We start from the raw sequence: 25,443 nt of genomic DNA on the forward strand, positions 1-25,443 counted from the left end.
GGCCCGCGGGCATGCTGCACGAACGAAAGTGAAAGAGCCCGGCGCACGCGCCGGGCTCTTGTGCGTGGCCCAGAAATCACCCGAAAAGTACCACTCGGTCTCCCTATCCCTCTCCGTGAGGGATCGAGATACTGAGGCATGGCGCGCACTGGACCCGGGCTCCGACGGAGCACACGGATGCAGAGACCCCTCGCGGGACTCACCGCGCGGAACGCAGCCGGCGAGGCGATCGCGGGGGTGACCCTGCTTGCGATCGCGGTGCCACTCAACATTGGGTACGCGCAGATCGCGGGACTCCCGCCTACCGCCGGGCTGTACGCCCTGGTGGTGCCGGCCGTCGTTTATGCGCTGTTGGTGTCGTCGCGGCAGGTCGTCGCGTCGCCGGATGCGGCAGCGGCAGCGCTCGTCGCTTCCTCCATCGGGGGTCTCGCCGTCGCTGGTAGTGCCAGCTACCTCACCATGGCCTTCGCGCAGGCCATCATCTGCGGTGTGCTCTTTGCCCTCGCGGCGGTGTTCAAACTGGGCTTTTTGGCCAATTTTCTCTCGAAGCCGATCCTCATCGGATTCGTCGCCGGGCTTGCGTTCGACATTCTGATCAGCCAGCTGGCCAAGATGCTCGGGGTGAAGATCGATTCCGGCGGCGAATTCGTCGATAAGGTCAGCGGTTTGATCTCGGGTCTGCCGACGACCAACTGCTGGTCGGTGCTGATCGCGGCCAGCGCAGTCGTCGTTCTCCTGGCTGGCCGCCGCCTGGCTCGCGCGGTTCCGTGGGCGCTCATCGTGCTGGTCGGCGCGACGGTGATCGTGGTGACCACGGGGCTTCAGGAGCAGGGTGTGTCCGTGCTGGGACCAGTCGAGGCCGGTGCGCCGAGCCTTACCTGGCCCATGCTCGACTGGCTTACCTGGCTCGCACTCGTGCCCTCGGCGATCGCGTTGACCATGGTGACGGTGGCCGAGGGCCTGCTGGTTGCCCGCAGCTACGGCGAAAAACGCGGGTACTCCACGCGACCCAACCGCGACCTGCTCGCGTTCGGTGCCGCGAACGTTGCGGCGGGCGCGACGGGCGGTTTCGCGGTCGGTTCGTCGACGTCGCGCACGGCCGCGATGGACCAGGCCGGCTCGCGCACCCAGCTACCGTCACTGGTGGCCGCGGTCGGGACGCTCCTCCTGCTGCTGTTCGGCACCGCCCTGCTCGAGAACATCCCGTCACCGGCCATCGGCGCCATTGTCGGGGTCGCGATCCTGCCACTTCTGGGCATCCGCGACTTTCGGCTGCTGTGGCGACAGGACCGGTTCGAGTTCATCATCGGGGCTGTCTGTTTTCTCGCCACACTCTTCATCGGCGCCATCCCCGGGATAGTCATCTCGTTCGTCCTCGCCTTGATCAATCTTGCGAAGCGCGCCTCAACGCCAGCAATTGATGTGCTCGCCGCCGACGACAACCCCTCCTCGTCGCTTCTGGATTCGGCTCCGTCCGGAACGGCCACGGCACCGGGCGTTCTCGTCATCCGCATGGCCGCCCCGCTGTTCTTCGCCAACGGCTCGGTCTTCTCCGACGCGGTAAAACGCGCCGTCTCGGCGACCCCCGATGTGAAGTACGTCGTCGTCGACCTCGAAGCAGTCACCGACATCGACGTCACTGGTGCCGAGGCGTTCGCCGCGTTGAAAGCGTGGTTGGCAGAGCGTGCAGTTTCCCTCGCCTACAGTCGGCCGCGCCAGCAGATCGTCGAGCGCATGCGTGCGCTCGAGCTGGTTACCACCGAGACGGTATACCCGACGAACCGCGCAGCTACTGCAGCCCTCACTTCGAGGAGCGGCGAGTAACGCTTCACCAAGCGGTGATTAAAGAGTGCAGGGCCGCCGCCACGATGGCGACGACCCTGCGGTGCTGAAGCGGTTTGGGTTGGCTTGGGGATGCTTGCGGAAGCTACAGGATCTCGTCGGGCGTCGCGGTCGTACGACGCTCGGTCACGGCTTCGCCGTTGGCGCCGACCCCCGACCGCACGGTGGTGGTCGACTGGCGCTTGCGTGCCGCAAGCACGAGGCCGATGACGAAGATGACGGCACCTGCGGCCATCAGGAGATAGCCAACGAGGTTGAGATCAATCCACGCCACTTCGAGCTGAAGTGCAAACGCGAGAATTGCCCCAACCACGAACAAAAAGATTCCGGATCCGATACTCATGGCCGTCAGTCTAGTAGCAGACATTGGCGTACGTGCCCCCAAACAGGGGGCCGATTGCAACCGGCGGCGCTCAGGCCGTGGCGCCGGGCGATGCTGGTTCCGTTTCGAGTGGGTGCGCACCCCGAATGGTGTTGTTGGGGTCGAGGGCGAACTTGATAGCACGCAGTTGCTCGAGCGTCGCGGCATCCCACATTTCATCGGGCTCTGCGGTCGTCTCGCGGAAGTTGCTGTACGTCCAGGCGGCCGCCCACGGGCGGAGCGCCTCGCGCACAGATGCGACAGCACCCGCAACGACCGTCGCCGCCTCGGCCGACGGGACGACGCCGGCGGAGTAGACGACGAAGTTGCCCGCGAGGTGAGTGAGGGCGCCACCGGCCGGATCGGCCACGCCGAGGGCACCGCCGAGGTGGTGGATGTCGACCACGAGCAGGGCACCCGCGGGGTCACCGGCTGCTGAGTCGAGAAGTGCGTCGACCACCGCGGTGTCGAGAGTGGTGATCGAGATGCCGTCGCCGATGGCCGGAACGGGAAACGTGGGGTCCATGTGGATCTCGGCGAGGCTCGCCGCGGGAATACGCGAGAACGTGTCGATCGAGGCCACCATGGCGCGCAGCGGCTTTAGGAGCGCTTCCGCTTCGCTGTCGGGCGCATCGATCGCTCCGTCGACTCCCACAAAAGACTGTCCGCGAAGGAGCTCGGGAACCTCGGGAAGCGGACGGAACCGCAGGATTCGCGCGCAGGTCGTCGCACGATTGTCGAGCCGGTCGGTCCACGCGGCGTACTCGTCGAGCACCTCGCGCGCCCGGTCGACCGGAAACAGCAGCATTCCCGCGTAGATGTCGGTCAGCGGAAACACGCTGAATTCCAGTGCCGTGACGATGCCAAAGCTGCCGCCGCCGCCACGAACCGCCCAGAACAGGTCGGGGTGCTCGTTCGCGGTGGCTCGCACCGTGTCCCCGCTGGCGAGCACCATTTCGACGGCGGTCACCGCAGAAGAGGCGAGGCCCCGCGACCGTGACAGCCAGCTGCACCCACCGCCGAGGGTGTAGCCAACAACGCCGACGTCGGGGGATGACCCGGCCAGAGCCACAAGGCCGGCCGGAGCCAACATCGCGCTCACCAATCCCCAGGTCGCCCCCGCGCCCACCCGCACCGTGCGGGCACGTTCATCGAGGGCGATGGTGTCGAGGTTGCTGGTGCGAATCAGGATCGTGTCCGACAGGTCGCCGACGGCCATGGCGAGGTGGCCGGTGGACTGGGCCGTGACGCGAACGTCTGTCTCGGTCGCGAAGCGCACCACGGCGCTGATGTCCGCAGCATCCTCCGCGAAAACCACGGCCACCGGACGTTGGTCGGCCGCGAGGTTCCAGACGGTTCGGGCGGCGTCCCACCCCGCGTCGTTTGGTGTGACGAGCGTGCCGACGAGGTCGAAGTCGAGTTCCTCGAGAGTGGTGATGCTGTTGATATCTGGGTCGGACATGGCTGCTCCCTGCGCTCGCATTAGTGAGGTGGCGACGGCGCGGATGGCGCACACCGAGGTCTGCTTCCACGATGCTCCCGACGGAGGGGCAAAGGCCATCCCTATCGGTGAGGGTGCGCGAAATTGTACGATCCCTCAGCTCCCGGTGTTCCCCACTCCCGGCAGTGTCGGCCGAACGGGCAACAGCGCCTGCGGCAGTACCCTGTTTGCATGCCTAGAATCGTCAGTCTTGCTCTTCTCCCCGGCGACGGGATCGGTCCGGAGGTTGTCACCGAGGCCGTGCGCGTGCTCCACGCCGCAGCCCCCGCCGACACCACGTTCGAGACCACCGAATACCCGTTCGGCGCGACCCACTACCTGGCGACCGGCTCCATCCTCACCGACGAAGACATCACCACGCTCCGCACCCACGACGCGATTCTGCTCGGCGCGGTCGGCGGCGACCCCCGGGACCCGCGCCTGTCCGGCGGGATCATTGAGCGGGGGATGCTGCTGAAGCTACGTTTCGCGCTGGACCACTACGTGAACCTCCGCCCCACCGTGCTGCTGCCCGGAGTCGCGTCGCCCCTTGCTGCGCCCGGCGAAATCGACTTCGTCGTAGTGCGCGAGGGCACCGAGGGTCCCTACGTGGGCAACGGAGGGTCGATCCGGGTGGGTACCCCGCACGAGATCGCCAACGAGGTGAGCATCAACACTGCGCACGGGGTCGACCGCCTGGTTCGGTTCGCGTTCGAGACGGCGATGAAGCGTCGCAAAAAGCTGACCCTCGTGCACAAGACAAACGTGCTCACCTACGCCGGCGGCCTGTGGCAACGCACCGTCGACCGCATCGCCCTCGAGTTCGGCGAGGTAAGCGTGGATTACCTCCACGTGGATGCCGCAACTATCTTCCTCGTCACAAATCCGGGTAGATTTGACGTAGTCGTCACGGACAACCTCTTTGGCGACATCCTCACCGATCTTGCTGGCGCGATCAGCGGCGGCATCGGCCTGGCGGCTTCGGGCAATATTAATCCCGAGGGCGCCTTTCCCAGCATGTTTGAGCCGGTTCACGGATCCGCGCCCGACATCGCGGGACAACAGAAAGCCGATCCCACCGCGGCGATCCTTTCGGTCGCGATGCTTTTCGATTTCCTCGGATTTGGTGATGCCGCGGCCCGTGTTCAGGCGGCGGTGACCGCCGACGTGGCATCCCGCACATCCGAACCCCGCAGCACGGCGAGTATCGGCGACGCGATCGTCGCCCAACTGGCCGCACAGTAACCACCAGCGCACCTCTATATTCGACGAAAGACTCCACGAAGATGACGATCCAGCTTCCGATGGCCCAGAAGGACCTCACGTTCAGCGTTGCCCGCAACGAGAACCCCAAGAGTGTCGAGCAGCGCGAGGCGGTCCTCGCCAACCCCGGCTTCGGCAACCACTTCACTGACCACATGGTCGACATCTGCTGGTCCGAGCACGGCGGATGGCACCGCCCGCGGGTGCAGCCCTACGGCCCCATCCCGATGGACCCCGCGGCCGCCGTTCTGCACTACGCCCAGGAGATCTTCGAAGGCCTCAAGGCCTACCGTCACGCCGACGGGTCGATCTGGTCGTTCCGTCCGGAGGCCAACGCCGCGCGAATGCAGCGTTCGGCGAGACGCCTCGCCCTGCCCGAGCTGCCCACCGAGTACTTCCTCGAGTCGCTGAAGCAGATCATCGCCGTCGACGCCGACTGGGTTCCGTCGGGCGGCGAGACCAGTCTCTACCTGCGCCCCTTCATGTTCGCCAAGGAGGCGTTCCTCGGCGTTCGTCCCGCGGCGAAGGTGGCCTACTACGTCATCGCGAGCCCCGCCGGCGCCTACTTCAGCGGCGGAGTCACGCCAGTCTCGATCTGGCTGTCTGAGACGCACTCGCGCGCGGGCGTTGGCGGAACGGGAGCGGCGAAGACCGGTGGCAACTACGCGTCCTCGCTGATCGCCCAGGCCGAGGCCTACGAGAACGGCTGTGACCAGGTGCTGTTCCTCGACTCGGTCGAGCACAAGTACGTGGAAGAGCTCGGCGGAATGAACGTGGTGCTCGTCTACAAAAACGGCACCATCGTCACCCCGAAGTCCGACAGCATCCTCGAGGGTGTCACCCGCGAATCACTGCTGCAGCTGGCGGCCGACCGTGGCCTCACGGTGGAACACCGCCCGGTCACGATGGACGAGTGGCGCGAGGGCGTCGAGTCCGGCGAGATCACGGAGATGTTCGCCTGCGGCACCGCGGCGATCGTCACGCCCATCGCCCAGGTCAAGGGAGCCAACTTCACGATCGGTTCCGCCGATGCTCCGGCCGGCGAGCTCACGATGTCGCTGCGCAAGGAGCTCACCGACATTCAGTACGGACGCATCGCGGACCCGCACGGCTGGATGATGCGCCTCGACGGATAAGCTACTCAGGTGAAGATCGCGCGCTTTAGTACCGAAGGTGACCCCCGCTACGGAATTGTCGACGGAGACGACCTCGTCGTCCTGTCCGGTGACCCGATGTTCAGCGGATTCGATACAACGGGGGAGCGGGTCGCCCTCGACGGCGTGAAGCTGCTGGCACCCGTCATCCCGCGATCCAAAGTGGTCTGCGTCGGCTTGAACTACCGAGACAGCGCGCCAGTCGAGAGCGCCGATTCCGACTCTGCTGGCTCACCGAAGGCAGAAGAGGGGGACGAGGCGGATGTCACGGCCGCACCCGATGGCGGACCCGCGACCCCACTGCTGTTCCTCAAGCCGAACACCGCGATCGTGGGCCCCGGCGACACCATCCAGATTCCCCCGGTCGAGGGCCGGGTTGTGCACGAGGGCGAACTCGCCATTGTCATTGGCCGCGTCGCCAAGCAGGTCAAGGCCGCCGACTACGCCGACTACGTGTTCGGCTACACCATCGCCAACGACGTCTCGGCCCGCGACGTAATGTTCTCCGACGGCCAGTGGGCCCGGGCGAAGGGGTACGACACGTTCTGCCCGATCGGCCCCGTGATCGAGACGGAGCTGGACATCAGTGCGCTCGAGATCCAGACCTACGTCGACGGAGAACCGCGCCGCAACGGCAACACCCGCGACATGATCCACTCGATTCCCGAGATCATCGCATTCGCCTCGGACGTGTGGACGCTGCTGCCCGGCGACATCATCCTCACCGGAACGCCCGCGGGGCTCGGCGGCTTTGTGGATGGCCAGACCATCGACATCACCATTGAGGGCATCGGCACGCTGAGCAACCCGGCCCGCAACCGCGGCTAGTTCGCCGCACCCGTGAGTCGCCCGTGGCGCAGCTGGGTCGTCGAGACATCCGCCACGCACGGGAGAACATCGTGACGTCCACCTGGCGCGAGGCCACGTCGTGACGTCCACCTGGCGCGGGGCCACGTCGTGACGTCCACCTGGCGCGGGGCGATTCCCGGGGTGCTGCTTGCGGCCATCGGCGCGGCGCTCGCGTTCGGGCTGCACTGGGCCGTTCCGGCGATCCCCGCCCTCACCGCGTCGCTCGTGGTCGGTGTCGTCGTGGGGTGTGTGCCCGGCTTCCGGCCAGCGCTCGGCGGCCGCTTCGCCCCGGGGCTCGCGATGTCATCGAAACGACTGCTGCGCCTCGGGATCGTGCTGCTCGGGCTCAAACTCAGCCTCGGCGACATCGCAGAACTGGGATGGGTCGCGATCGTCGCAATCGTGGCGCTCGTTCTCGCCAGCTTCGGCCTCACGTTGTCGATTGCGCGGCTGTTCCGGCTCGAAGGGGACCAACCGGTTCTGCTCGCGGCGGGTTTCTCCATCTGTGGAGTGTCTGCAGTGGGTGCGGTCAGTGCCGCGCGGGGATCGGATCCGAAAGACACCGCAACGCCGGTGGCCCTCGTCACGCTCTACGGCACCGCCGCGATCGTGGTGCTGCCCGCCCTCGCGCCCGTCTTCGGTCTCGATGCCAGCCAGTTCGGACACTGGGTTGGCGCCAGCGTGCACGACGTCGGCCAGGTCGTCGCCACCGCACAAACGGGCGGAAGCGTGGCGCTCGCCAGCGCCGTGGTGGTCAAGCTCACGCGGGTGCTTACCCTCGCGCCCATGGTCGCCGTCATCTCGGTCGCGACCCGTCGCCGCACAGCCCGCGCCGCCGACGCAGCTGACGTGGCTCGCTCTGCTGACGTGGCTCGCTCTGCTGACGTGGCTCGCTCTGGCGACGTGGCTCGCTCTGGCGACGTGGCTCGCTCCGCCAGCACGGCAGCGCCCTTCCTGCCACGCCCGCCGATCGTGCCCCTGTTCATCGTGGGGTTCGTCGCGCTGGTGCTCGTGCGGTCGTTCCTCCTGGTGCCCGAGCAGGTGCTTCGCGCCGCCGACTTTGTGCAGACGGTCTTCATTGCGATGGCGCTGTTCGGAATTGGCGCGTCGCTCCGGCTGGAGACCCTCGCCCGCTCCGGAGCGCGTGCCTTCGCCGCCGGACTTCTCTCTTGGGCGCTGATACTGGTACTCGGTCTATGCTTCGTCTGGCTCTTCTCGGCAGCCTGAAAAAGCGCGCGAAGAAGGGTAAATCGCTTCGTCCACGCCAGTGACGAACCCAGTGACGAACCCAGTGGCAAATTAGTGCGCCGAACAGACGCCGGTATGGGTTACGGTTCGGGAATCTTCTGGGTAGAACGACCGGTTGACCAGGTTTTTGTCTGAACTTGTCAACCCTTTCCCCAAACTTATCGAATATTTGTTCTAATGTCGGTGGGTGGGTGTGAGGTAAGGGTATGACAAGTTCAGTCGACCCGCCGGACGACAGGTTCGCCCCTGATCCTGCCGACGATCCGCCACCCCACGAGCCTGTGTCGTCGGGTCATGACGCTGCACGCGACATCGTTGGCGATGCTGCCGTTGAGCGGGAGTTCCGTAATGGTCTCCCAGTGGTTCGGTGCCACTTTGCGACCGGGTGGGATTCCGAGGCGCAGTGGAAGAACGAGGTGGCGATCCTGCTGGAGCAGGCCCAGCAGGCCCGGCCGACACCGGCGGTTGTCGACCCGAACCTGGGCGTGTTGGATGATGCCCAGTTCGCAGAATGGGCTTCCGCCCACCCTCTGGGCGCGTCCAGTGATTCCACCGAATCGACTGACTGCGGTGGCTCCTCCGACTCCTCCGGCTCCTCTGGCTCCATCGACGCCAGCGTTCTGTATGACCCTCGTGCAGTGGCGGCGGAGAAGGACGCGATCACAGAACAGCTGATTGACCTCGATAGAGAAGAAGCGACCCTGCATGCGCGGCGCACCCGACTGTTCGAGCAATACCGTGTTTTATCCGTTCGAGCGGTGCAGGGCGCGCAGCAGTTCAGGGCGGGGGCCGAGAAGGCGGGATGGAACGCGGAGGTCATTGCCCGGCGGGAAATGATCACAGAGCTGGCTACGGCGACCCATAAGTCGGAGAACGGTATCGCGCAGCTGATCAATGAGGCCGAGATCCTCTGCGCCACCCTCCCCTCCACGATGATCGCCTTGACGGAGGGGGCGATGAGTTACCGGCACGCCTCGGTGATCGCCTCGCAGGCGAAAGATGTACCCGAGGAGATGCGTCCCGATTTTGAAGACGCGGTTGTCCCGGTCGCTGCGGCATCGACGGTGTCGCAGCTGAAGTCCCGGGCACGTATTGTCCGGGAGCGGCTGCACCCGGAGAGCATTGATAGCCGGAAAAAGAAAGCTGTTCGCGGGCGCTACATGGAGGTTGACCCTGCCGAAGACGGCATGGCGATGCTGTCGGTAAAGCTCACAGCGGTGGATGCTGTCGGGATCTACAACCGCTACACCGACACCGCGCGGAGCCTGCAAACCAAGGACGAAAAGCGCACCCTCGGACAACTTCGTGTGGACGCGTTCCGTGATGTCGCGATCAATGGCACCATCCCTACTGATTCTCCCAACCGCACCACCAACCCTGAGACCGACGGAGAGGCGGACACTCTTGGAGAAGCGGGCGAGGGTGTTGTGATGGCCGGACTGGCTGCCACCGGGATCACCGCCACGGTGATGATCATGGTTCCCGCCCTCACCGCCCTCGGCCGGTCAGATGAGCCGGCGACCCTGGAAGGGTATGGTCCGATCGATCTAGACACCGCGATGGAACTCGCCGCAGGCGCCCCGTCCTGGATTCGGGTATTGACCCACCCGGAGACGGGAGTAGTGATGTCGGTCGGGAACACCCGGTACAAGATTCCGGCGGCGATGCGGATGTGGTTACGGATCAGGGACTTGATCTGCCGATTCCCGGGCTGCAATCGGTCTGCGAAACATTGTGATGTCGACCACATCGTCGATTGGCAGTACGGCGGACATACCAGTACCGACAATCTTCAACATCTTTGTGCTGGTCACCATCATGTTAAGGGTTACACCAGTTGGTCGGTGCGGTACTTGGAGAACGGCACAATCGAGTGGATTTCCCCTGCGGGGCGCACGCACACCACCGACCCTGCTGTTCCGATCCAGTTCACCATCAACGCCGACACTGCCAACGGGGTGGAAGGCGACGATGAAGGAGAGGTGGATGAGACTGCGGAGGCGACACCGGCGTACGGATTCCTCGAGGCGTGGAACCAACTTGAGGCCGACAGCGATGACGACGGCTGGTACAACCCACCCTCCGACGCGCCCACACCCTTCTAAGCCGGGCCGCGCCACCAGACAGCATCAGAAACAGGTAGGACACACACTCGACGGATCACCAAAGGGTCGCGCGGGCCGCGCGGCACAATGGCGCCGGCGCCGACGCTGGGTTCGTCGCCCTAGTTTCTGGTTTCCAGGAGGTGTAACTGATCTGAACACGCGGATAAGTTTCTCGCTCCCGCTTGTCGCCGTCCCTGTTGGGCTGCTTCACTGGACGGCGTCGTACAAGTCTAAGTTATTGTCATGTTTCCGTCTGGGCGCTGCGCTTTGTCGACAGGAGGGATGCCACGCACGTGAGCTTTGGGGCAGGCTACTCAGCCGCGCTATGCCTCGCGGTATTCGCGGTGGTGATGGCCGGGACATCCGCCCACGCCCTCGACCCAGACGACAACGGCGACGCGCCCCAACCCGCAGCTTCTGCACTCACGCTTGACCCTGAAGATCGGTCGTCAGTCGCGGCGGTCATGGCGGAGAGCCGATCACGGGGGCTCGACGTGAAATGGCTGCGTCTCGCGGGCCCCGGCGGGGTGGGTGAGATCAACGTTCCGCGGGGCAGTACCCCGACGGAGGTAGAGCGCACCGTTGATTCGCTTTTTGCGAAAGCTGGCACTACGACCCCGTTTGTTGTGGGTGTGCGGGTCTCCGCCGGGGCAGATCATGAGCACGCAGCTCCGTCGGTCAGCTGGGCGACGAGCGTGCCGGAGGCCGCAGGGCCATACTTCGTCGAGGGCCGTGCCGCTGACGGTTGCGAGCTCGCGTCGAGGCATCTCGGTATCAGCCACCCCGACCTGCTGAGCGGTTCGGCACGGAACACGTACTACTTCACGCTCGCTGCGGGTTCGATTCTCGGCTCCACATATACCGACTACAGCGTGTCTTCACGGGTGCTTCTCAAGCGAAACCAATTCACACTGATACCGGCGCGCGCGCATCCACACGATCGGACGATCCTCCGGGTGTGGGCAAGCGGGCAGGCCATCTTTCTCCGCCCGACGATGGGCTACAGCGACCGTTGCACGCGGAACCGGTCCTGATCGTGGTGAAGCCATTCGACCCGGCACACCCAGCGGGCGGCGTTCACACCGCACGAGACGCCCGGGACATCAACCGACTGGTGGGCCGCTTTGTGGCGGCCATCGCGCTACTGGCGGCGGTCGCGCTGGTGCCAACCACCTCGGCGTTCGTCGGGGGTGCGTTGGAATATTTCGGGTTGCCCGAGTGTCCCGTCCAAACGGCCCTCCCGTGTCGCCGACATGCGGTTGGTGTCTGGTTGGCCTTTTTCGCCGCGGTCGGGCTTCCGATTGTCGTCGTCGAGTACATCGTGTTTGCCTGCGCCGCGCGCGTGTACTTCGACGATCACGCTGCATGGGAGCATGGCCGTCTCGCCGTGCGCTGGGGGCTGGCTGCGACCCTCCCTGCTGCCGCCGTCCTCGCTGCGGCAGCTACGGCCGTGATCGCCTGGGTATGGGTCAGCGTGTTGTTTCTAGTGCCGTTTGCTCACGGTGCGTATGGGCAAGGCGCATTCTGTTACGTGCGCAGTTTTCGCGGTGATCGCCGTCGTGCTCTCGCCGTTCACCTTCCTGCCACCCGTACTGATCCTTTACGCGGCCGTACTGACGATGTCGGGAGTTCACGCGCTGTCTGTCTCCCAGCCTGGACGTCCATGAGACAGATCAGTGAGGTCGCGTGACCACGCGACTTCGCGGTGCAGCGCGAGAAAAGCCAGGCTTGCTCAGCACCTGAGCGCGCGGCATGCGCCATTGCCCACATTGCGAGTCGAGAACCCGCACCCGCCGCGCGTCGCGTGGGCGCGACGGCGACGCTACGGATCAGCGCGTGCGCGCCGTCCGGACTCAGCTCGTATGAAGTCGCGGAAGCCGTCGGTGTCAGTCGCTGCGAGCTGTTCGAACGGCACATCGACCATTCTGATGCACGGGAACCCGACCGACGCGAGATTTCCTCTAGCATTGTGCCGCAGCCCGCAGCCCGCAGCCCGCAGCCCGCAGCCCGCAGCCCGCAGCCCGCAGCCCGCAGCCCGCAGCCCGCAGGGTAGCCGGGAGAACGGGCGCGTAGCGAATCGCGGGGAACTTCCGGGTAACGAAGAGAATTAGCTGTCCGAGAGTGGTGACTATGACGCACGCAACTGGCATCGTGTTCTTCTTCCTCATCCACGTCGGTCTTCTCGCGGCCTTGACGCTGTGGCTGTACTGGCCCGGACTCAGCCGGGAGCGCAGGCGCCGCCGATTGCCCGTGTTTTACAGCCTTCTGCTCGGCATCTTGATTGAAATGCGATCGTGGGCATAATCGTCTTCTCCTGAACAAGGAGTCGATCCGCGCGCCTGCCACGCCGGTCATCGCCAACTCTTAGCGCGCGGTCGCCGCGTTGCGGGCAGCGAGCTGCGCGAACGCCTGGGTGAGCTCGGGCGGGCCGATGACGTCGATGTCGGTGTCAAACCGGTTAAGCGCGGCGGCAAGGGCGACCCACGACCAGGACCCGACCTCGAGGCTGCACCGGTCAGGACCGAGGTCTTCGACCGTGCCGTCGCCGGCAAACGGAAGAACGTAGCTCGCCGGCCGGTGCAGGATGACTTTGCCGGTGCAGGGCCACACGTTGGCCCGCGGCGATCCTTTGAGGATCGGCGATCCTTTGAAGATCGCGGACACGTACTCGGAGACGTCGCCGCCGGGAATCTCGCGCTGCGAAAAGCGCGGGCCGGTTGGCGTGCGCGGGGTGACGCGGTCGGCGCGGAAGACGCGCCAGTCGTCGCGGTCGAGGTCCCACGCGACCAGGTACCACCGGCCGGTCGAGGTCACCAGGTGGTGCGGCTCGACCCGTCGCGGCGCTTCGGGCTCGCGGTCGGGCTTGAACGCGGGCTGGTCGTGACCGTCACCGTCACCGGCGGTGGCGGTGGCGGTGGTGGTCGAGCGACGGCTCGCGTAGTCGAAGCGAAGTACCTCCCGCGCGCGGGCGGCCGCGGAGATCGCAATGAGTACCTCCGGAGACACCGGATCGTTCGCTGCGCTACCGGGGCCGAGCGGGATCGTCGTGAACGAGAGCGCGTCGAGGCGGTGGCGCAGTCGTGAGGGCATAACCTGCCGCACGGTAGTCAGGGCGCGAAAAGCGGCCTCCTCGATACCGACGCCGCTGACGCTCGCGGATCGCAACGCGACAGCCAGGGCGATGACCTGATCGTCGTCGAACAGGAGGGGCGGCAGCTCGCTGCCCGCGTCGAGACGGTAGCCGCCGTCCGGCCCCATCGTCGCCTGGATGCTGTATCCCATCTCGCGCAGCCGGTCGACGTCGCGGCGCACAGTGCGGTGGCTGATGCCGAGGCGGTCGGCGAGCACAGAGCCCGGCCAGTCGCGCCTGGTCTGCAGCAGCGACAGCAGATTAAGCAGGCGGGAGGTGGTCGTCGTCATGGATTCGAGTCTAGGCGTGGTCTAGGACCGAAACTGTCCTACACGGCTGGCAGGGTGGATGTTGTCGGGGAGAAACCCAGGCGACATTCTCACTTTGGAGTAGACATGAGTATCAAGACCACAACGCACCTCAACTTCCGCGGCGACGCCCGCGCGGCTCTTGAGTTCTACCAGTCCGTCTTCGGGGGCCAGGTCACGATCGCGACCTACGGCGACTTCGGAATGCCCAAGGAGGCCCCCGGCGCCGACGACGTCGTCTTCGGTCAAGTCGAGACCGCGGATGGCTTCCGGGTGATGGCGTATGACATTCCCGGGCTTGCCGCGAAATCATCCGAGAGCGCGGGCTCGACGCACCGTGAGAACGGCGTCACCATCACCGACCAGCCCTTTTTCGTGTCCGTCCGGGGAGAGGGCCTCGACGAGGTGCAGGGCTACTGGAGCAAGTTGTCCGTCGGCGCCGCGGTCGTCGAGCCCCTCGCGGCATCCGCCTGGAGCCCCGGCTTCGGCATGCTCACCGACAGCTTCGGGGTGACCTGGATCCTCGACGTCGCCGCCGAGTACAGCGCCGAGTAGTACGGCCGAGTACTACAGCGCCGAGTAGCACGGCCGAGTAGTACGGCCGAGTAGTACGGCCGAGCAGTACAGCCGGGTAGTGCCGCGCCCGGGAGGACAGCGCCGAGTAGTCCTCCACGGTGTCGCGGCGCGGGGCTGAACCTCCCGCGCCGCGACATCCACCTTCATAAATCACGCCGAAATGGAGCGCCTATAAGAGCCCGGCTGAGACGGAGGTGGACCCGCGTCGGATTCGTTTCGGGCTGTCAATCGCGGAAAATCCCCTGATGATCAGCCACAGCGCGAGTCCGAGCTCCCAGGCGAACACCGGAAGCGCCGCTAGCAGGCCCGTGGTGGAGAACTGTCCGTAGAGGCCGAAGATCACCGCGACCGTCGACAGGGTGATTGCCGCTCCGCCCACCAGCCCCAGCAGGGCGAGCGGCCGGGGAACCAGTCGGGAGCCGTACATGAGCGAGGCCAGGAGCAGCGAGCCGACCCCGAGGGCGAATCCCGGGCCGAACAGCAGGGTGCCGTCCTGGAGTGCGAGCAAAGCGCCGGCCACCGTCTCCCGCGCCGCATCGTTGCTTCCGCCCGGCTGCTGCCGCAGCATGAGCACCGTCAGGAGGCTGAGGGTTCCGACCGCGACGATCGCCGCCTCCAGGATTCGCGCGGCGACGTAGGCCAGCGCCAGGGCCTCGTTCTGTCGCTTGAGAACGGGGTACGCGGCGACAGCGGTGCCGACGACCGCGATGATCAGCACCACCTCGAACAGAACTCCGACGTACACGCTGGTGGCCGGGTCAGACTCGAGGACGAAGGCTGGGTTTCCCAGGACCGGACGGTAAAGCAGCCGACCAACGATCGCGCCGACCTCCGTGAGAAGGAAGAGCACGCCGATTATGATTGCCGTTTTGCGGGTGGGGTCCATGTGATCTCCTGAGTCGGTGTGGGGTAGCAACAGCCAGGTGTACGGTGTACACCTATTCACTCTGACCGTAAGGTGTACGGTGTACTCCTGTCAAGAGTCGAGGCGGCTGGCAATGCGGAGGTAGCGAAATGACCGAGAAACTCGCCTCGACACGCCCGCGCCTCAACCGTGACCGCGTGCAAACCGCCGCCGTCGCGCTGGCCGACCACATCGGCATCGAGGCGGTGAGCATGCGCCGGCTCAGCGAGGAGCTCGGCGTCGTTCCGATGGCGCTCTACAAGCACGTCGCGAACAAGGAAGAGCTCCTCGACGCGATGGTGGAGGTGATCGTCGGCGAGATCGACCCTCCCGCCGCAGACGCGGCCTGGAAGGACGCGGTGCGGCTACGGATACTGTCGGCCCGAGATGTTCTGCTGCGTCATCCGTGGGCGCGGCAGGTTCTCGAGTCGCGCAAGCACCAGACCCCGGTTGTGCTGGACTACATGAATTCGATGGTCGGGATGTTTCTCGGTGGCGGGTTCTCGGTGGATCTCACCCACCACGTGATGCACGCACTCGGCAGCCGAATGTGGGGCTTCACCCAGGAACTCTTCCTGCCCAGCGGTGGTAGCGCCGCGGAGGCCACGATGCCGCGGGAGATGAACGAGCGCTATCCCCACATAGCGCTCGTCGCGGGCGCGGCTTCGCACGATGACTCGGTTGTGGCACACGGGTGTGACGACCGCTTCGAGTTTGAGTTCGCGCTCAGCCTGCTGCTCGACGGTTTTGAACGCCTCCACGAAGCGGGGTGGGTCAGTTCGCGACGTACTCCTTCACCGAGGTGATGATGTCGGCGAGCCCGCCCTTGGCGTCCGCGAACAGCATGCCCGTCTTCGTGTTGCTGAAGAGTTCGTTGTCGAGACCCGCATAGCCGGGGCTCATCGACCGCTTCACCACGACGATGGACTTGGCGTGGTCGACGTCGAGGATGGGCATACCTGAGACGGCGTTGCCCGGCCGGCGCGCGGCCGGGTTGGTGACGTCGTTCGCACCGACGACGAGCGCAACGTCACAGGTGTCGAAGGCGGGGTTCGCCTCTTCGAGCTGCAGCATCTGCGTGTACGGCACGTTCGCCTCGGCGAGCAGCACGTTCATGTGGCCGGGCATCCGTCCGGCCACCGGGTGGATCGCGTACTTCACGTCGATACCCTGGTCGGTCAGGATCTTCGCGAGTTCGGCGATCTCGTGCTGGGCTTGCGCCGCGGCGAGGCCATACCCGGGAACGATCATCACGTGCCGGGCGTAGGCGAGCTGGATTCCCACGTCGTCGGCGCTGATCTGGCGAACCCCGGCGGCGTCCGCTCCGGGCCCGCCGGCCGGGGCGACGGTATCACCGGTGCCGAAGCCGCCGATGATGATACTCAGGACCGAGCGGTTCATGGCGGTCGCCATCTGCAGCGTCAGGATGGTTCCGGCGGCTCCCACGAGCGCTCCCGCGATGATCATCGCCTGGTTGTCGATGACAAATCCGGCCATGGCAACGGCGAGGCCGGTGAACGCGTTCAGCAGCGAGACCACCACCGGGGCATCCGCACCACCAATCGGGAGAACCATCAGCACGCCGATCGCGAGTGCGGCGACCAACAGCACAGACAGCGTGAGGGCGCTGGGCGGCAGAACGATCGTGAGAACGCCCGCGGCGACGGCGATGAGGGCCATCAGAACGTTGAGAATCCGCGAGCCGGGGAACACGATTGGCTTGCCGGGGATGATTCCCTGCAGCTTGCCCGCGGCGATCACGGAACCGGAGAGGGTGATCGCGCCGATGAGCACGTCGAGCACAATCGGGATCGACACGGTGAGTTCGATGTGACCCTCGCCCGCGCCGGTCGCCGCGCTCTCGGCGATGCGGTGCACAAAGTCGGCAAACGCGACGGCGGCGGCGGCGCCACCACCGACGGCATTGAACATGCTGACCAGCTGCGGGATGTCGGTCATCTTGACCTGGCGGGCGCTGATGGCACCGAAGGCGCCACCGAGGGCGAGGCCGACGGCCAGCGCCGTCCAGCCGATCCAGTTGCCGCCGAAGGTGACGGCCGCGTAGACAAAGGTGGCGACGATGGCGAGCACCATGCCGGCGGCGGAGAGCAGGTTGCCCCGGCGTGCACTGGCGGGCGACCGCATGAGGTGCAGACCGACGACGAACATGGTCGAGGCAATGAGATAGGCCAGCCCGGTGACCCACTCGAGCGCGGTCATTTCTGGCCTGCCTTCGGGGCGTCTGCTGCGGGACGGTCGGGTTTGCGGAACATCTTGAGCATCCGATCGGTGACGACGTAGCCGCCCACCACGTTTGCGGCCGCAAACGCGGCGGCGATGAAGGTGAGCACATATCCGGCAGGGTCGTCCGCGAGGGCGGCGATCACGATCGCGCCGGCGACGACGACGCCGTGAATGGCGTTGGCGCCCGACATCATCGGCGTGTGCAGGGTCGAGGGGATCTTGCTGATCACTTCAAACCCCACGAGAAGGCTGAGCACAAACAGCGCCAGGTTGGTGAACATCGGGTCGCTCATGCGGCTTGCCCATTCTTGGGATCAAATTCAATGGTGATGGATGCCGCGGCGGCGGCTTCCGGAACCTCGGGTTGCCCGGCGTGCAGTGGGTCCTGCGGCGGATCGAGCACCGGGTCGAGCTTGAGCGCCGTTCGCACGGCGCGGCTCGTCACCTGGCCCGCGTGGCAGAGAACTACCGCCGATCTCACTTCGTCGGCGAGATCGAAGGCGATCGCGTCATCCGTCACAAGGTCATTGATCATGGCGAGCACATTGCGGGCATACATCTGCGATGACGAGGTGGGCATGTCGGCAGCGAGTTCGCCCGCCCCCACCACAATCACGCCGCCCGGGGTGACCACGCGTTCGCGGTCGATGGAGCCGGCGACGTTTCCGCCCCTATCGCTCGCGGCCAGGTCGATGCACACCGATCCCGGCTTGAGAGCGGCGAGGGTCTCGGCCGAAACCAGCAGTGGAGGAGTGCGTCCCGGCACCTTGGCGGTGGTGATGATCACGTCGAAGCTCTTGAGGGCGGCGGCGAGCTCGGCCTGCTGGCCGGCCTGTTCCTCCGCGGTCATGGCGCGCGCGTAGCCACCTTCGCCGGCGCCCGCGGTGATTGACGACGTCAGAAATTGGGCGCCGAGCGACTCGACCTGCTCGCGGGAGTCGGCACGCACGTCGTATCCGGTGACCACGGCGCCGAGGCGGCGCGCGGTTGCGATGGCCTGCAGCCCGGCGACCCCGGTGCCGATGACGATGACGCTGGCCGGCCGGGCGGTGCCCGAGGCAGTAATCATCATGGGGAGGTAGCGGCCGAAGGCTTCCGCGGCGACGATGGCCGCACGGTAACCGGCGGCGGAGGCCTGGGAGCTCAGGGCGTCCATCGACTGGGCGCGGCTGACGGTGCGCGGCAGCAGCTCGAACGCCACCGCCGTGACGCGCTTGGCGGCCAGTGTCTCGATCACCGGGAGGTTGTTCAGCGGATCAAGCAACCCGATGAGCAGCTGGTCGGAGCGCAGGGCGGAGACGACGGAGGCCTCGGGGCACCGCACCACGGCGAGCACATCGCTGGTCGCGATCACCTCGGCGCGCGAAAGGATCTGTGCTCCGGCCCGCTCGTAGCTGGCGTCGGGGAAGCTCGCGGCGGTGCCGGCGCCGGATTCGACCACGACCTCCCGGCCGTCCTTGACCAGACGCACCACAACCTCGGGGTCGAGCGCTACCCGGTGCTCGCCGATCGCGGTCTCGCGCAGTGCACCGACCCTCACAGCGCCGGACCGTTCTGCTCGTTCTGCTCGGCGACCGGACTTTCGTGACGCGACACCTCGACATGGCGGAGGAATCGTCGGCCGTGCAGGTGGGTCGGGATGATGCGAACAAACACATACGTCTGCACGGGCACCCACTCGGGCAGGGGCAGGCGTTCGGCGGCGGTGATCTCGTCACTGTCGTCGATGACCTCCGCGTTGCCCTCGGCGATCACGCTCCAGGCGCCCTGGGCGGATCGGGAATCGACTTCGAACACAACCGACCGGTTGGCGATTAGGTCATGCAGTTTCGTTCCGGCCGCGGTGCGGAAGATGATGGCGGACCCGTCCGCGTGGTAATTCACCGGGAAGATCTTGGGCTGGTTGTCGACGCTCACCCCGAGTCGTCCGAAGGAGGCGCTGTTCAGCAACTCCCAGCTGCTGGCCGGCGAAAGTTCTGTCACCGGCCCCTGGGGCGACCACCCGTCGAGGTCGTGATCGTTTTCGAGCATGAGCGTTCTCCCTTAGTCCTCTATCTATCCAATCTCGTAAGACGGATGCCGCGTCAGAGCCAAAAGTCCCGGCGAGCACGGTGATCTCATCTCGACGAGCGCGAGTGTTACCTCCGTGTCGGGTGTGTATGACCCGTGAGAAATAGTTGGTTTTGTGGCAACGGCCGTAGCGTGGAAGTCATGTCATTACGTGGACGCCGCACCACACGCACGTACGCCGCCTGCGCGCTCGCGCTGGGGGTGGCCGCGAGCCTGACCGGATGCCTGGGCGAGACGCAGCCGGGGCCGACCGCCGTGTCGTCTGGCTCAGCTTCGAACTGCACCCCCGACACCGCAAGCATTTTCTGGGACGAGAAGATGGAGGGTCCCGAGGTGAAGGTCGGCGCGTACCTCCTGACCGATATGACGGGGGAGGCCTCAGAGCGTCCGGCCCCGGACATCGTCGATCTTGATACCGCTCCCGAATACACCGGAGACGGCTTGAACCAGCTGACCGATTTCGACGCGGAGCTGCGCGAAACCTGGGAGAGCGCGCTCCTCGAGGACGCAAGGCAGACCGGTCAGGTGGCTCGGGACTTCGGAGAACCCTCCAGGCTGCCCGCCGCACCGAACGCGACGATGGTGGCGGAGGCCCCCGGCACGGTCGTGCAGGTCGTGACCAGCCCGCAGCTGTCGATGCCCTTCGAGATTCAATGCTCCGGGATGGACCCCGTCGAGGGCAGCATTCGCTCGGTACTCACGAGCAGCGTGGGCAACACGTTCTTCATCTGTGACGAGCCGTTTGAGGAGACAACAGAACAGGCCGAGTACGCGCGGGAGCTCTGCCTCACGTTCTAGCCTCACCCCTCTGTCATCGCCGGTAGGATTACTGCCGATATGTCTGCTGCCTTTACCACCGCTACCGGTGACGCCGTCCGAGTTCGCTTCTGCCCTTCGCCGACCGGAACGCCGCACGTCGGGCTCATCCGCACGGCCCTGTTCAACTGGGCCTATGCGCGCCACACCGGGGGCAAGCTCATCTTCCGCATCGAAGACACCGATGCCGCCCGCGATTCCGAGGAAAGCTACGCGCAGCTGATCGATGCCATGCGCTGGCTCAAACTCGACTGGGATGAGGGCATCGACGTGGGCGGCCCGCACGCGCCCTACCGCCAGTCGCAGCGCGCCGACATCTACGCCGGCGTCATCGAACAGCTGAAAGCATCCGGTCACCTCTACGAGAGCTTCGCCACGGGCGAAGAGATCGAGGCTCGCAACATCGCCAACGGGCGCGACCCGAAGCAGGGCTACGACAACTTCGAGCGCGAGCTCACGGCCGAGGCGATCGCCGCGTACCGGGCCGAGGGTCGGGCGCCGGCGCTGCGCTTGCGCGTACCGGACACCGAGCTGAGCTTCGATGATCTGGTGCGCGGCGAGATTACCTTCCCGGTCGGATCGTTCAGCGATTTCGTTGTGGTTCGGCCCAACGGCATCCCGCTATATACGTTTGTAAATCCGGTCGACGACGCCCTGATGGGCATCACGCACGTGCTGCGCGGCGAAGACCTGCTCTCGTCGACGCCCCGCCAGATCGCGCTGTACCACGCACTCATCGAGATCGGCCTGACCGATTTCATCCCGCGCTTCGGCCACCTTCCCTATGTCATGGGCGAGAACAACAAGAAGCTCAGCAAGCGCGATCCCGAGTCGAACCTGTTCCACCACCGCGACCGCGGATTCATTCCCGAGGGCCTGGTCAACTACCTCGCTTTGCTCGGGTGGTCGCTCACGCACGACCGCGACGTGTTCTCGATCGAGGAGATGGTTGCGGCCTTCGACGTGGTTGACGTCAACCCGAACCCCGCCCGCTTCGACCAGAAGAAGGCGGAATCGCTCAACGGCGACCAGATTCGCCTGCTGGAGACCACGGAGCTCGCCCACCGCCTCGTTCCCTACATGGGCGACTACATTCTCACCTCCGAGGACCTCGCGATCCTCCTGTCGGCGACACCGCTGATCCAGGAACGCATGCAGCTGCTCGGCGAGGCGCCTGCGCTGCTTGGCTTCCTCTTCACCTCCGACGACGCTCTCAAGTACGACGCCGACGCGATGCCGAAGCCCGAGGCCGCGGCGCCCGTGCTCGAAGCGTCCATCGAGGCGCTCGAACCGCTGGGTGACTGGAACCACGCGACGATCGAGGCGGCGCTCCGCGTTGCCCTGATCGAGAACCTCGAGCTGAAACCACGAATCGCGTTTGGCCCGTTGCGCACCGCGATCTCCGGGCGCCGCATCAGCCCGCCACTGTTCGAGTCGATGCACCTGTTGGGCAAGTCTTCGACGCTGGCGAGGCTCGCGAAACTGCGGGCGCTGCTGTGACGCTCGGCGGCGTTGACGCGGGTTCTGCCACGCCCGCTGCGGGGTCGGATGACGCGTTCGAGGTCGCCGTCATCGGCGCCGGTCCCGCTGGCTTGTCCGCGGCGCTGAACCTTGCCCGCGCGCGCCGTCGCACGCTGGTGCTCGACAGCAACCGCCCCCGCAACGCCGTCACCCTCGCCTCGCACGGCTTTCTCACCCGCGACGGTGTCTCACCGATGCAACTGCGCAGCCTCGGCCGCGACGAACTCGCCGCCTACCCGGAGACCGAGTTTCGCAAGACGGTTGTGACCAGTATTTTGGCCGACGGTGATGGGTTCGTCATCACCGACCGGACGGGATCAGTTCGGGCATCCACGGTGCTGATCACCACCGGTGTGACGGAGACGTTACCCGCGCTTCCCGGCATCCGCTCGTTTTATGGCACCAGCATTCACAGCTGCATCGCCTGCGACGCCTACGAGTACGCGGATCGCCCGATCGCCCTGCTGGGAGAGACCAACGACCTCGCCGCCCGCGCCCACATTCTTGCCCAGTGGAGCACGAACCTCATCGTGTTCACCAACGCCATCGGAGTCGTGTCCGAGGCCGAGGAGGCGCGGCTTGCCGAGCGCGGTATCCGGGTCGAACGACGGGCTGTGGCGGATGTCGCGGGCGACCGTTCGGGGCTGACCGGTGTACTGCTCGCCGACGGTGAAACCATCGCGCGCGACGCGATCTTCGTGCGACCGATCTTCTCCGCAGCGCTGGGCTACGCAGAAAACCTCGGGCTCCGCTACGACGCCGACGGTTTCATCGTGATCGACTCGGAGGGCCGTACCAGCGTGCCCGGGGTCTACGCCGCGGGGGACTCCACCCCGCCAGGGCCACAGCAGCTGATCGTTGCCGCCGGCGCCGGTGGCCGCACCGCAAACGCCATCAACCTCGATCTGGTGGCCGCAACGATCGCGACTCGCCGGGGTTGACCGCTCGATTTTGGCGCGCTGCGCAGAGTGCGTTACAGTAACTAGTCGGCCCGCTTCGGTGAGTCGCCTTGGGGTATGGTGTAATTGGCAACACGGAAGATTCTGATTCTTTTGTTCTTGGTTCGAGTCCAGGTACCCCAGCTTCAAACCCCCGCTAATACGGGGGTTTTTGCGTTAAGAGCATCATTTGCGGGCAGAGCCCTTCTTCGACGTTAGGGCTCGTGTCGTAGAAGCTCCGGGTGAGGCTCCGAAAAGTCTTTTGTTCGCCAGACCTCGCGCGACTATTTTTCGTTTCTGTCCTCGCCGTTCATGCGCCATTCACGATCGGCCCCTACGGTGATGGTCGACATGGGGGAGCGTTTGGCAATGGGGACACGACGTTTCACCGCGCGCAGCGCTGCACTCGGCATCACACTCACGGCAGCACTGCTAACCCCGCTCGGTGTGGCTCCCGCGCTGGCCGAGACGCTGGTGCCGATCTCAGGCAGTGGGTCGACCTGGGCCCAAGATGCGGTCGAGCAGTGGCGCGCCGCTGTTTACTCCGCCACGGGACAGGCGATGTCCTACGCGGGGGTCGGTTCCCGCGGCGGGCTCGGGGAGTTCGCCAGGGGCACGATGGACTTTGCGGTGAGTGAGCACGCGTTCGATTCTGAAGCGGACGGGGAGTACGCGATCGCGTCACCCCCCTTTGACTTCGCGTCGCTGCCGATCGCGGCGGGCGCGACTTCGATCGCATACAACCTGCGCTCCGGGGACACGTTGGTCGACGATCTGCGTCTGAGCGGCGATACGGTGGCGAAAATCTTCACCGGCGTGATCACGCGCTGGGACGACCCTGCGGTGCAGGCGGAGAACCCGCAGATTGTGATGCCAGCGCAGGACATCACGCCCGTGGTGCGGGCCGACCTGTCGGGATCGACCGAGGTGTTTACAAGTTGGATGTCCACCCAGCACGAGGGTGTCTGGAGTGACTACTGTGTGTGACGGGGTGCGCAGCCAGATTGCGGCGCGACTTCGCACTACCCCGTCACCGAGGGTATGAGGGCGATTGCCGGTTCGCTCGGCGTGGTGGGCTACGTCAGCCAGTCGTACGGCAACGGATCGATCACCTACGTGGAAAACAGCTACGCCGTGAAGAGTGGCGTCGCTACGGCCAACCTCCTCAACGCGAGCGGAGCGTTTGTCGCGCCGACCGCCGCCGCCGTGGGGATCGCTCTCCAGGGCTCCGCAGCTGGCCCAGAGGGAGTCTTTGCTAACCCCGATCCCCGCGCCTACCCGCTGTCGAGCTACTCGAGCATGTTTGTGCCGAACGAGGTCACGGCGAACTTCACCACGCAAAAGGGGCGGTCGCTGGGCCAGTTCGCCCGCTTTGCGCTGTGCGAGGGCCAGGCGCTTGCCGAAAACTATGGCTACGCGCCGCTGCCGATCAACCTCGTCACCGAGGGGCTCGACCAAATCCACAGCATTCCGGGGGCCGAGTCGGTCGACGTGACCTGCGACAGCCCGAGTCCGAACTCAATTGATCTATCGGTCTCGACGATCCCGGCTGGTGACTCCCTCCTGAGCATTGAGTTTTCCACCGACGAGCCGGCGAAGCTCGGCACGGCGGAACTTGTGAACGGGGTCTCGGTCGTCACGGGCACACTGCCCGAGATCACGGTGCACGACGGTCGCGTCGCCAGCAAGCAGGGCTGGGATGTCTCGGCCAACCTGACCCCGTTCATCAACAAGGCTGATGCGAGCCAGACGATTGGCACTCGGCACGTTGGGCTGCGCCCGTTTGTCATCCGTTCCACAGCCATAAGGGCCGCGCCGGCCGTGGCGCAGCTCGCCGGTACCGCCGTCTACCCGGCCCAGTTCGCGTCGGGGAGCGGCGCGGGGGTTACCGTGCTCGGCGGCGAAGTCACCCTCGTTTCGCCCGTGGACAGCCCGGCCGGAACCTATGCCGCCAAGCTGACACTCACGATCACCTCGCAATGATCGGTTGATGGTCCGGTCTTCGTGGGAGATGTTCGATCCGTTCGCCCGCGACTAGCCAAGTACCCACGAACATGCGGCTCTTTGCCCTGCTTTGAGCTGCCTCACCTTTTATCCTGGGACGCTGCGTCCTATGCAGCACAGACCACGAATTCCGATGCAACAACTCCCGCCAAAGGATCGACAGACGGGACATCGGGCAGCAGTCGTCACCGGTTAGGGTTACCGCATGACGGAAACCGAGGCGCCACTGCCGCCCGCGACACAAGGAGATGCACCCAGCAGAGAGGGTCGAACCGGTCGGGCTGCACTCTGGATGCTTGGCGTCCAGGCGGCTATCGTCGTCGTGGTGTTCGTTCCGTGGCTGAACCCGGAGTGGCTCTATGCCTCCTGGATACCGGCAGACCCATACACAAAGCTGTTCGCGGCGGGGGTGTTGTCAATTTTCCCGCTGTCGGTGTTCGTACTGCTGGTCGGCATCGCGACGTCAAAGTCGGACAACCCGCTTGGGGCCGTGCGGGGGCGGATCGTTATCGTCGGTTCGATCGTCGTGGCCATCGCTGCAGCTGTGATCATCTGGCGGGGGTACGAGCTGCAGATGATGTAGACCGGTCCGGTGCCGGCAACGTCCATGTGCAACCGGCGTCTCCTCCG

26 protein-coding genes and 1 tRNA gene are annotated in these 25,443 nt (G+C 65.6%); 18 read left to right on the forward strand and 9 right to left on the reverse strand.

The window, feature by feature from the left end; translation table 11 throughout:
- Nucleotides 1-177: 177 nt before the first annotated feature.
- Nucleotides 178-1,824 carry a SulP family inorganic anion transporter gene (locus tag B0I08_RS07555; RefSeq protein WP_106211392.1) on the forward strand — a complete coding sequence of 549 codons (1,647 nt, stop codon included), beginning with the start codon at nt 178-180 and terminating at the stop codon, nt 1,822-1,824.
- Nucleotides 1,825-1,927: 103 nt separating this feature from the next.
- Here the strand turns inward: B0I08_RS07555 and B0I08_RS07560 are convergent, their stop codons facing one another.
- Both B0I08_RS07560 and B0I08_RS07565 read right to left on the reverse strand, forming a co-directional pair.
- Entirely contained in the window at nt 1,928-2,185 is a 258-nt protein-coding gene (locus tag B0I08_RS07560; RefSeq protein WP_106211394.1) for a DUF6458 family protein, read from the reverse strand.
- Between the two features lie 70 nt (nt 2,186-2,255).
- Nucleotides 2,256-3,665 carry an FAD-binding oxidoreductase gene (locus B0I08_RS07565; RefSeq protein ID WP_181243312.1) on the reverse strand — a complete coding sequence of 470 codons (1,410 nt, stop codon included), beginning with the start codon at nt 3,663-3,665 and terminating at the stop codon, nt 2,256-2,258.
- A 210-nt stretch (nt 3,666-3,875) separates the two neighbouring features.
- Between B0I08_RS07565 and B0I08_RS07570 the strand changes: the two genes are divergently transcribed.
- The 7 genes from B0I08_RS07570 to B0I08_RS17740 all read left to right on the forward strand — a co-directional run bounded on the left by B0I08_RS07570 (nt 3,876) and on the right by B0I08_RS17740 (nt 11,992).
- Nucleotides 3,876-4,928 carry a 3-isopropylmalate dehydrogenase gene (locus tag B0I08_RS07570; RefSeq protein ID WP_106211398.1) on the forward strand — a complete coding sequence of 351 codons (1,053 nt, stop codon included), beginning with the start codon at nt 3,876-3,878 and terminating at the stop codon, nt 4,926-4,928.
- Nucleotides 4,929-4,969: 41 nt separating this feature from the next.
- Complete coding sequence (locus tag B0I08_RS07575) at nt 4,970-6,082, forward strand: branched-chain amino acid aminotransferase (RefSeq protein ID WP_106211400.1); 1,113 nt, start codon at nt 4,970-4,972, stop codon at nt 6,080-6,082.
- A 9-nt stretch (nt 6,083-6,091) separates the two neighbouring features.
- On the forward strand, nt 6,092-6,928 hold the full coding sequence (locus tag B0I08_RS07580; protein WP_106211401.1) for a fumarylacetoacetate hydrolase family protein: 837 nt from the start codon (nt 6,092-6,094) through the stop codon (nt 6,926-6,928).
- A 129-nt stretch (nt 6,929-7,057) separates the two neighbouring features.
- Entirely contained in the window at nt 7,058-8,176 is a 1,119-nt protein-coding gene (locus B0I08_RS07585; RefSeq protein ID WP_106211403.1) for a YeiH family protein, read from the forward strand.
- A gap of 227 nt (nt 8,177-8,403) precedes the next feature.
- Complete coding sequence (locus B0I08_RS07590; protein ID WP_106211405.1) at nt 8,404-10,302, forward strand: HNH endonuclease signature motif containing protein; 1,899 nt, start codon at nt 8,404-8,406, stop codon at nt 10,300-10,302.
- Nucleotides 10,303-10,595: 293 nt separating this feature from the next.
- On the forward strand, nt 10,596-11,336 hold the full coding sequence (locus B0I08_RS07595) for a hypothetical protein (protein WP_106211407.1): 741 nt from the start codon (nt 10,596-10,598) through the stop codon (nt 11,334-11,336).
- Between the two features lie 2 nt (nt 11,337-11,338).
- Nucleotides 11,339-11,992: a hypothetical protein gene (locus tag B0I08_RS17740; protein ID WP_181243330.1), complete on the forward strand. Its 654-nt coding sequence runs from the start codon at nt 11,339-11,341 to the stop codon at nt 11,990-11,992.
- Here B0I08_RS17740 and B0I08_RS07600 read toward each other — a convergent pair.
- Nucleotides 11,875-12,270 (reverse strand): GNAT family N-acetyltransferase, encoded by a 396-nt coding sequence (locus tag B0I08_RS07600; protein ID WP_146134358.1) that lies wholly within the window; start codon nt 12,268-12,270, stop codon nt 11,875-11,877. The two genes, B0I08_RS17740 and B0I08_RS07600, sit on opposite strands and share 118 nt — an antisense overlap.
- Before the next feature lie 162 nt (nt 12,271-12,432).
- Between B0I08_RS07600 and B0I08_RS17745 the strand changes: the two genes are divergently transcribed.
- Nucleotides 12,433-12,606 carry a hypothetical protein gene (locus B0I08_RS17745; protein WP_181243314.1) on the forward strand — a complete coding sequence of 58 codons (174 nt, stop codon included), beginning with the start codon at nt 12,433-12,435 and terminating at the stop codon, nt 12,604-12,606.
- Nucleotides 12,607-12,666: 60 nt separating this feature from the next.
- Here B0I08_RS17745 and B0I08_RS07605 read toward each other — a convergent pair whose 3' ends face one another.
- On the reverse strand, nt 12,667-13,722 hold the full coding sequence (locus B0I08_RS07605; RefSeq protein WP_106211411.1) for a helix-turn-helix transcriptional regulator: 1,056 nt from the start codon (nt 13,720-13,722) through the stop codon (nt 12,667-12,669).
- Nucleotides 13,723-13,827: 105 nt separating this feature from the next.
- Here B0I08_RS07605 and B0I08_RS07610 point away from each other — a divergent pair, with 105 nt between their 5' ends.
- A complete protein-coding gene (locus B0I08_RS07610) occupies nt 13,828-14,295 on the forward strand; it encodes a VOC family protein (RefSeq protein WP_106211413.1) in 468 nt (155 codons plus the stop codon).
- A 190-nt stretch (nt 14,296-14,485) separates the two neighbouring features.
- Here the strand turns inward: B0I08_RS07610 and B0I08_RS07615 are convergent, their stop codons facing one another.
- Nucleotides 14,486-15,202: a DUF4386 domain-containing protein gene (locus B0I08_RS07615; RefSeq protein ID WP_106211414.1), complete on the reverse strand. Its 717-nt coding sequence runs from the start codon at nt 15,200-15,202 to the stop codon at nt 14,486-14,488.
- Between the two features lie 128 nt (nt 15,203-15,330).
- On the opposite strand from B0I08_RS07615, the gene B0I08_RS07620 reads away from it, so the two are divergent.
- Nucleotides 15,331-16,026 (forward strand): TetR/AcrR family transcriptional regulator, encoded by a 696-nt coding sequence (locus tag B0I08_RS07620; protein ID WP_106211416.1) that lies wholly within the window; start codon nt 15,331-15,333, stop codon nt 16,024-16,026.
- Here B0I08_RS07620 and B0I08_RS07625 read toward each other — a convergent pair.
- From B0I08_RS07625 to B0I08_RS07640, 4 genes are read right to left on the reverse strand one after another with little or no spacing between them, the layout of a single operon-like run.
- Nucleotides 15,995-17,440: an NAD(P)(+) transhydrogenase (Re/Si-specific) subunit beta gene (locus B0I08_RS07625; RefSeq protein WP_106211418.1), complete on the reverse strand. Its 1,446-nt coding sequence runs from the start codon at nt 17,438-17,440 to the stop codon at nt 15,995-15,997. The two genes, B0I08_RS07620 and B0I08_RS07625, sit on opposite strands and share 32 nt — an antisense overlap.
- Nucleotides 17,437-17,757: an NAD(P) transhydrogenase subunit alpha part 2 gene (locus tag B0I08_RS07630; RefSeq protein ID WP_106211420.1), complete on the reverse strand. Its 321-nt coding sequence runs from the start codon at nt 17,755-17,757 to the stop codon at nt 17,437-17,439. The genes B0I08_RS07625 and B0I08_RS07630 overlap by 4 nt, the downstream gene beginning before the upstream one ends.
- The gene (locus tag B0I08_RS07635) at nt 17,754-19,004 is read right to left on the reverse strand and encodes an NAD(P) transhydrogenase subunit alpha (protein WP_106211422.1); all 1,251 of its coding nucleotides are present in this window, start codon (nt 19,002-19,004) and stop codon (nt 17,754-17,756) included. Before B0I08_RS07635 ends, B0I08_RS07630 begins: the two co-directional genes overlap by 4 nt.
- On the reverse strand, nt 19,001-19,495 hold the full coding sequence (locus B0I08_RS07640) for a pyridoxamine 5'-phosphate oxidase family protein (protein WP_106211424.1): 495 nt from the start codon (nt 19,493-19,495) through the stop codon (nt 19,001-19,003). Before B0I08_RS07640 ends, B0I08_RS07635 begins: the two co-directional genes overlap by 4 nt.
- Nucleotides 19,496-19,675: 180 nt before the next feature.
- Between B0I08_RS07640 and B0I08_RS07645 the strand changes: the two genes are divergently transcribed.
- The 7 genes from B0I08_RS07645 (at nt 19,676) to B0I08_RS07675 (ending at nt 25,396) form a co-directional block, all read left to right on the forward strand.
- The gene (locus B0I08_RS07645) at nt 19,676-20,332 is read left to right on the forward strand and encodes a hypothetical protein (protein ID WP_106211426.1); all 657 of its coding nucleotides are present in this window, start codon (nt 19,676-19,678) and stop codon (nt 20,330-20,332) included.
- Nucleotides 20,333-20,371: 39 nt separating this feature from the next.
- On the forward strand, nt 20,372-21,850 hold the full coding sequence (gene gltX, locus B0I08_RS07650; RefSeq protein WP_106211428.1) for a glutamate--tRNA ligase: 1,479 nt from the start codon (nt 20,372-20,374) through the stop codon (nt 21,848-21,850).
- Entirely contained in the window at nt 21,847-22,812 is a 966-nt protein-coding gene (locus B0I08_RS07655) for an NAD(P)/FAD-dependent oxidoreductase (RefSeq protein ID WP_106211430.1), read from the forward strand. The genes gltX and B0I08_RS07655 overlap by 4 nt, the downstream gene beginning before the upstream one ends.
- A 69-nt stretch (nt 22,813-22,881) precedes the next feature.
- A tRNA-Gln gene (locus B0I08_RS07660) sits at nt 22,882-22,953 on the forward strand.
- Between the two features lie 225 nt (nt 22,954-23,178).
- Nucleotides 23,179-23,796 (forward strand): substrate-binding domain-containing protein, encoded by a 618-nt coding sequence (locus tag B0I08_RS18215; RefSeq protein ID WP_181243316.1) that lies wholly within the window; start codon nt 23,179-23,181, stop codon nt 23,794-23,796.
- 54 nt (nt 23,797-23,850) lie between these two features.
- Nucleotides 23,851-24,792, forward strand: coding sequence for a type 2 periplasmic-binding domain-containing protein (locus B0I08_RS18220; RefSeq protein WP_106211434.1), 942 nt, complete (start codon nt 23,851-23,853; stop codon nt 24,790-24,792).
- 226 nt (nt 24,793-25,018) lie between these two features.
- Complete coding sequence (locus tag B0I08_RS07675) at nt 25,019-25,396, forward strand: hypothetical protein (protein WP_146134349.1); 378 nt, start codon at nt 25,019-25,021, stop codon at nt 25,394-25,396.
- Nucleotides 25,397-25,443: the final 47 nt, after the last annotated feature.

The sequence above is a fragment of the Glaciihabitans tibetensis genome (genome assembly GCF_003003265.1).
Taxonomy (GTDB): Bacteria; Actinomycetota; Actinomycetes; order Actinomycetales; family Microbacteriaceae; genus Glaciihabitans; species Glaciihabitans tibetensis.

Coding starts and splice junctions, on each gene's coding strand:
- B0I08_RS07555 (WP_106211392.1), top strand. CDS start 178: ATGCAGAGACCCCTCGCGGGACTCACCGCGCGGAACGCAGCCGGCGAG.
- B0I08_RS07560 (WP_106211394.1), bottom strand. CDS start 2,185: ATGAGTATCGGATCCGGAATCTTTTTGTTCGTGGTTGGGGCAATTCTC.
- B0I08_RS07565 (WP_181243312.1), bottom strand. CDS start 3,665: ATGTCCGACCCAGATATCAACAGCATCACCACTCTCGAGGAACTCGAC.
- B0I08_RS07570 (WP_106211398.1), top strand. CDS start 3,876: ATGCCTAGAATCGTCAGTCTTGCTCTTCTCCCCGGCGACGGGATCGGT.
- B0I08_RS07575 (WP_106211400.1), top strand. CDS start 4,970: ATGACGATCCAGCTTCCGATGGCCCAGAAGGACCTCACGTTCAGCGTT.
- B0I08_RS07590 (WP_106211405.1), top strand. CDS start 8,404: ATGACAAGTTCAGTCGACCCGCCGGACGACAGGTTCGCCCCTGATCCT.
- B0I08_RS07600 (WP_146134358.1), bottom strand. CDS start 12,270: ATGCTAGAGGAAATCTCGCGTCGGTCGGGTTCCCGTGCATCAGAATGG.
- B0I08_RS17745 (WP_181243314.1), top strand. CDS start 12,433: ATGACGCACGCAACTGGCATCGTGTTCTTCTTCCTCATCCACGTCGGT.
- B0I08_RS07605 (WP_106211411.1), bottom strand. CDS start 13,722: ATGACGACGACCACCTCCCGCCTGCTTAATCTGCTGTCGCTGCTGCAG.
- B0I08_RS07610 (WP_106211413.1), top strand. CDS start 13,828: ATGAGTATCAAGACCACAACGCACCTCAACTTCCGCGGCGACGCCCGC.
- B0I08_RS07615 (WP_106211414.1), bottom strand. CDS start 15,202: ATGGACCCCACCCGCAAAACGGCAATCATAATCGGCGTGCTCTTCCTT.
- B0I08_RS07620 (WP_106211416.1), top strand. CDS start 15,331: ATGACCGAGAAACTCGCCTCGACACGCCCGCGCCTCAACCGTGACCGC.
- B0I08_RS07625 (WP_106211418.1), bottom strand. CDS start 17,440: ATGACCGCGCTCGAGTGGGTCACCGGGCTGGCCTATCTCATTGCCTCG.
- B0I08_RS07630 (WP_106211420.1), bottom strand. CDS start 17,757: ATGAGCGACCCGATGTTCACCAACCTGGCGCTGTTTGTGCTCAGCCTT.
- B0I08_RS07640 (WP_106211424.1), bottom strand. CDS start 19,495: ATGCTCGAAAACGATCACGACCTCGACGGGTGGTCGCCCCAGGGGCCG.
- B0I08_RS07645 (WP_106211426.1), top strand. CDS start 19,676: ATGTCATTACGTGGACGCCGCACCACACGCACGTACGCCGCCTGCGCG.
- gltX (WP_106211428.1), top strand. CDS start 20,372: ATGTCTGCTGCCTTTACCACCGCTACCGGTGACGCCGTCCGAGTTCGC.
- B0I08_RS18215 (WP_181243316.1), top strand. CDS start 23,179: ATGGGGACACGACGTTTCACCGCGCGCAGCGCTGCACTCGGCATCACA.
- B0I08_RS18220 (WP_106211434.1), top strand. CDS start 23,851: ATGAGGGCGATTGCCGGTTCGCTCGGCGTGGTGGGCTACGTCAGCCAG.
- B0I08_RS07675 (WP_146134349.1), top strand. CDS start 25,019: ATGACGGAAACCGAGGCGCCACTGCCGCCCGCGACACAAGGAGATGCA.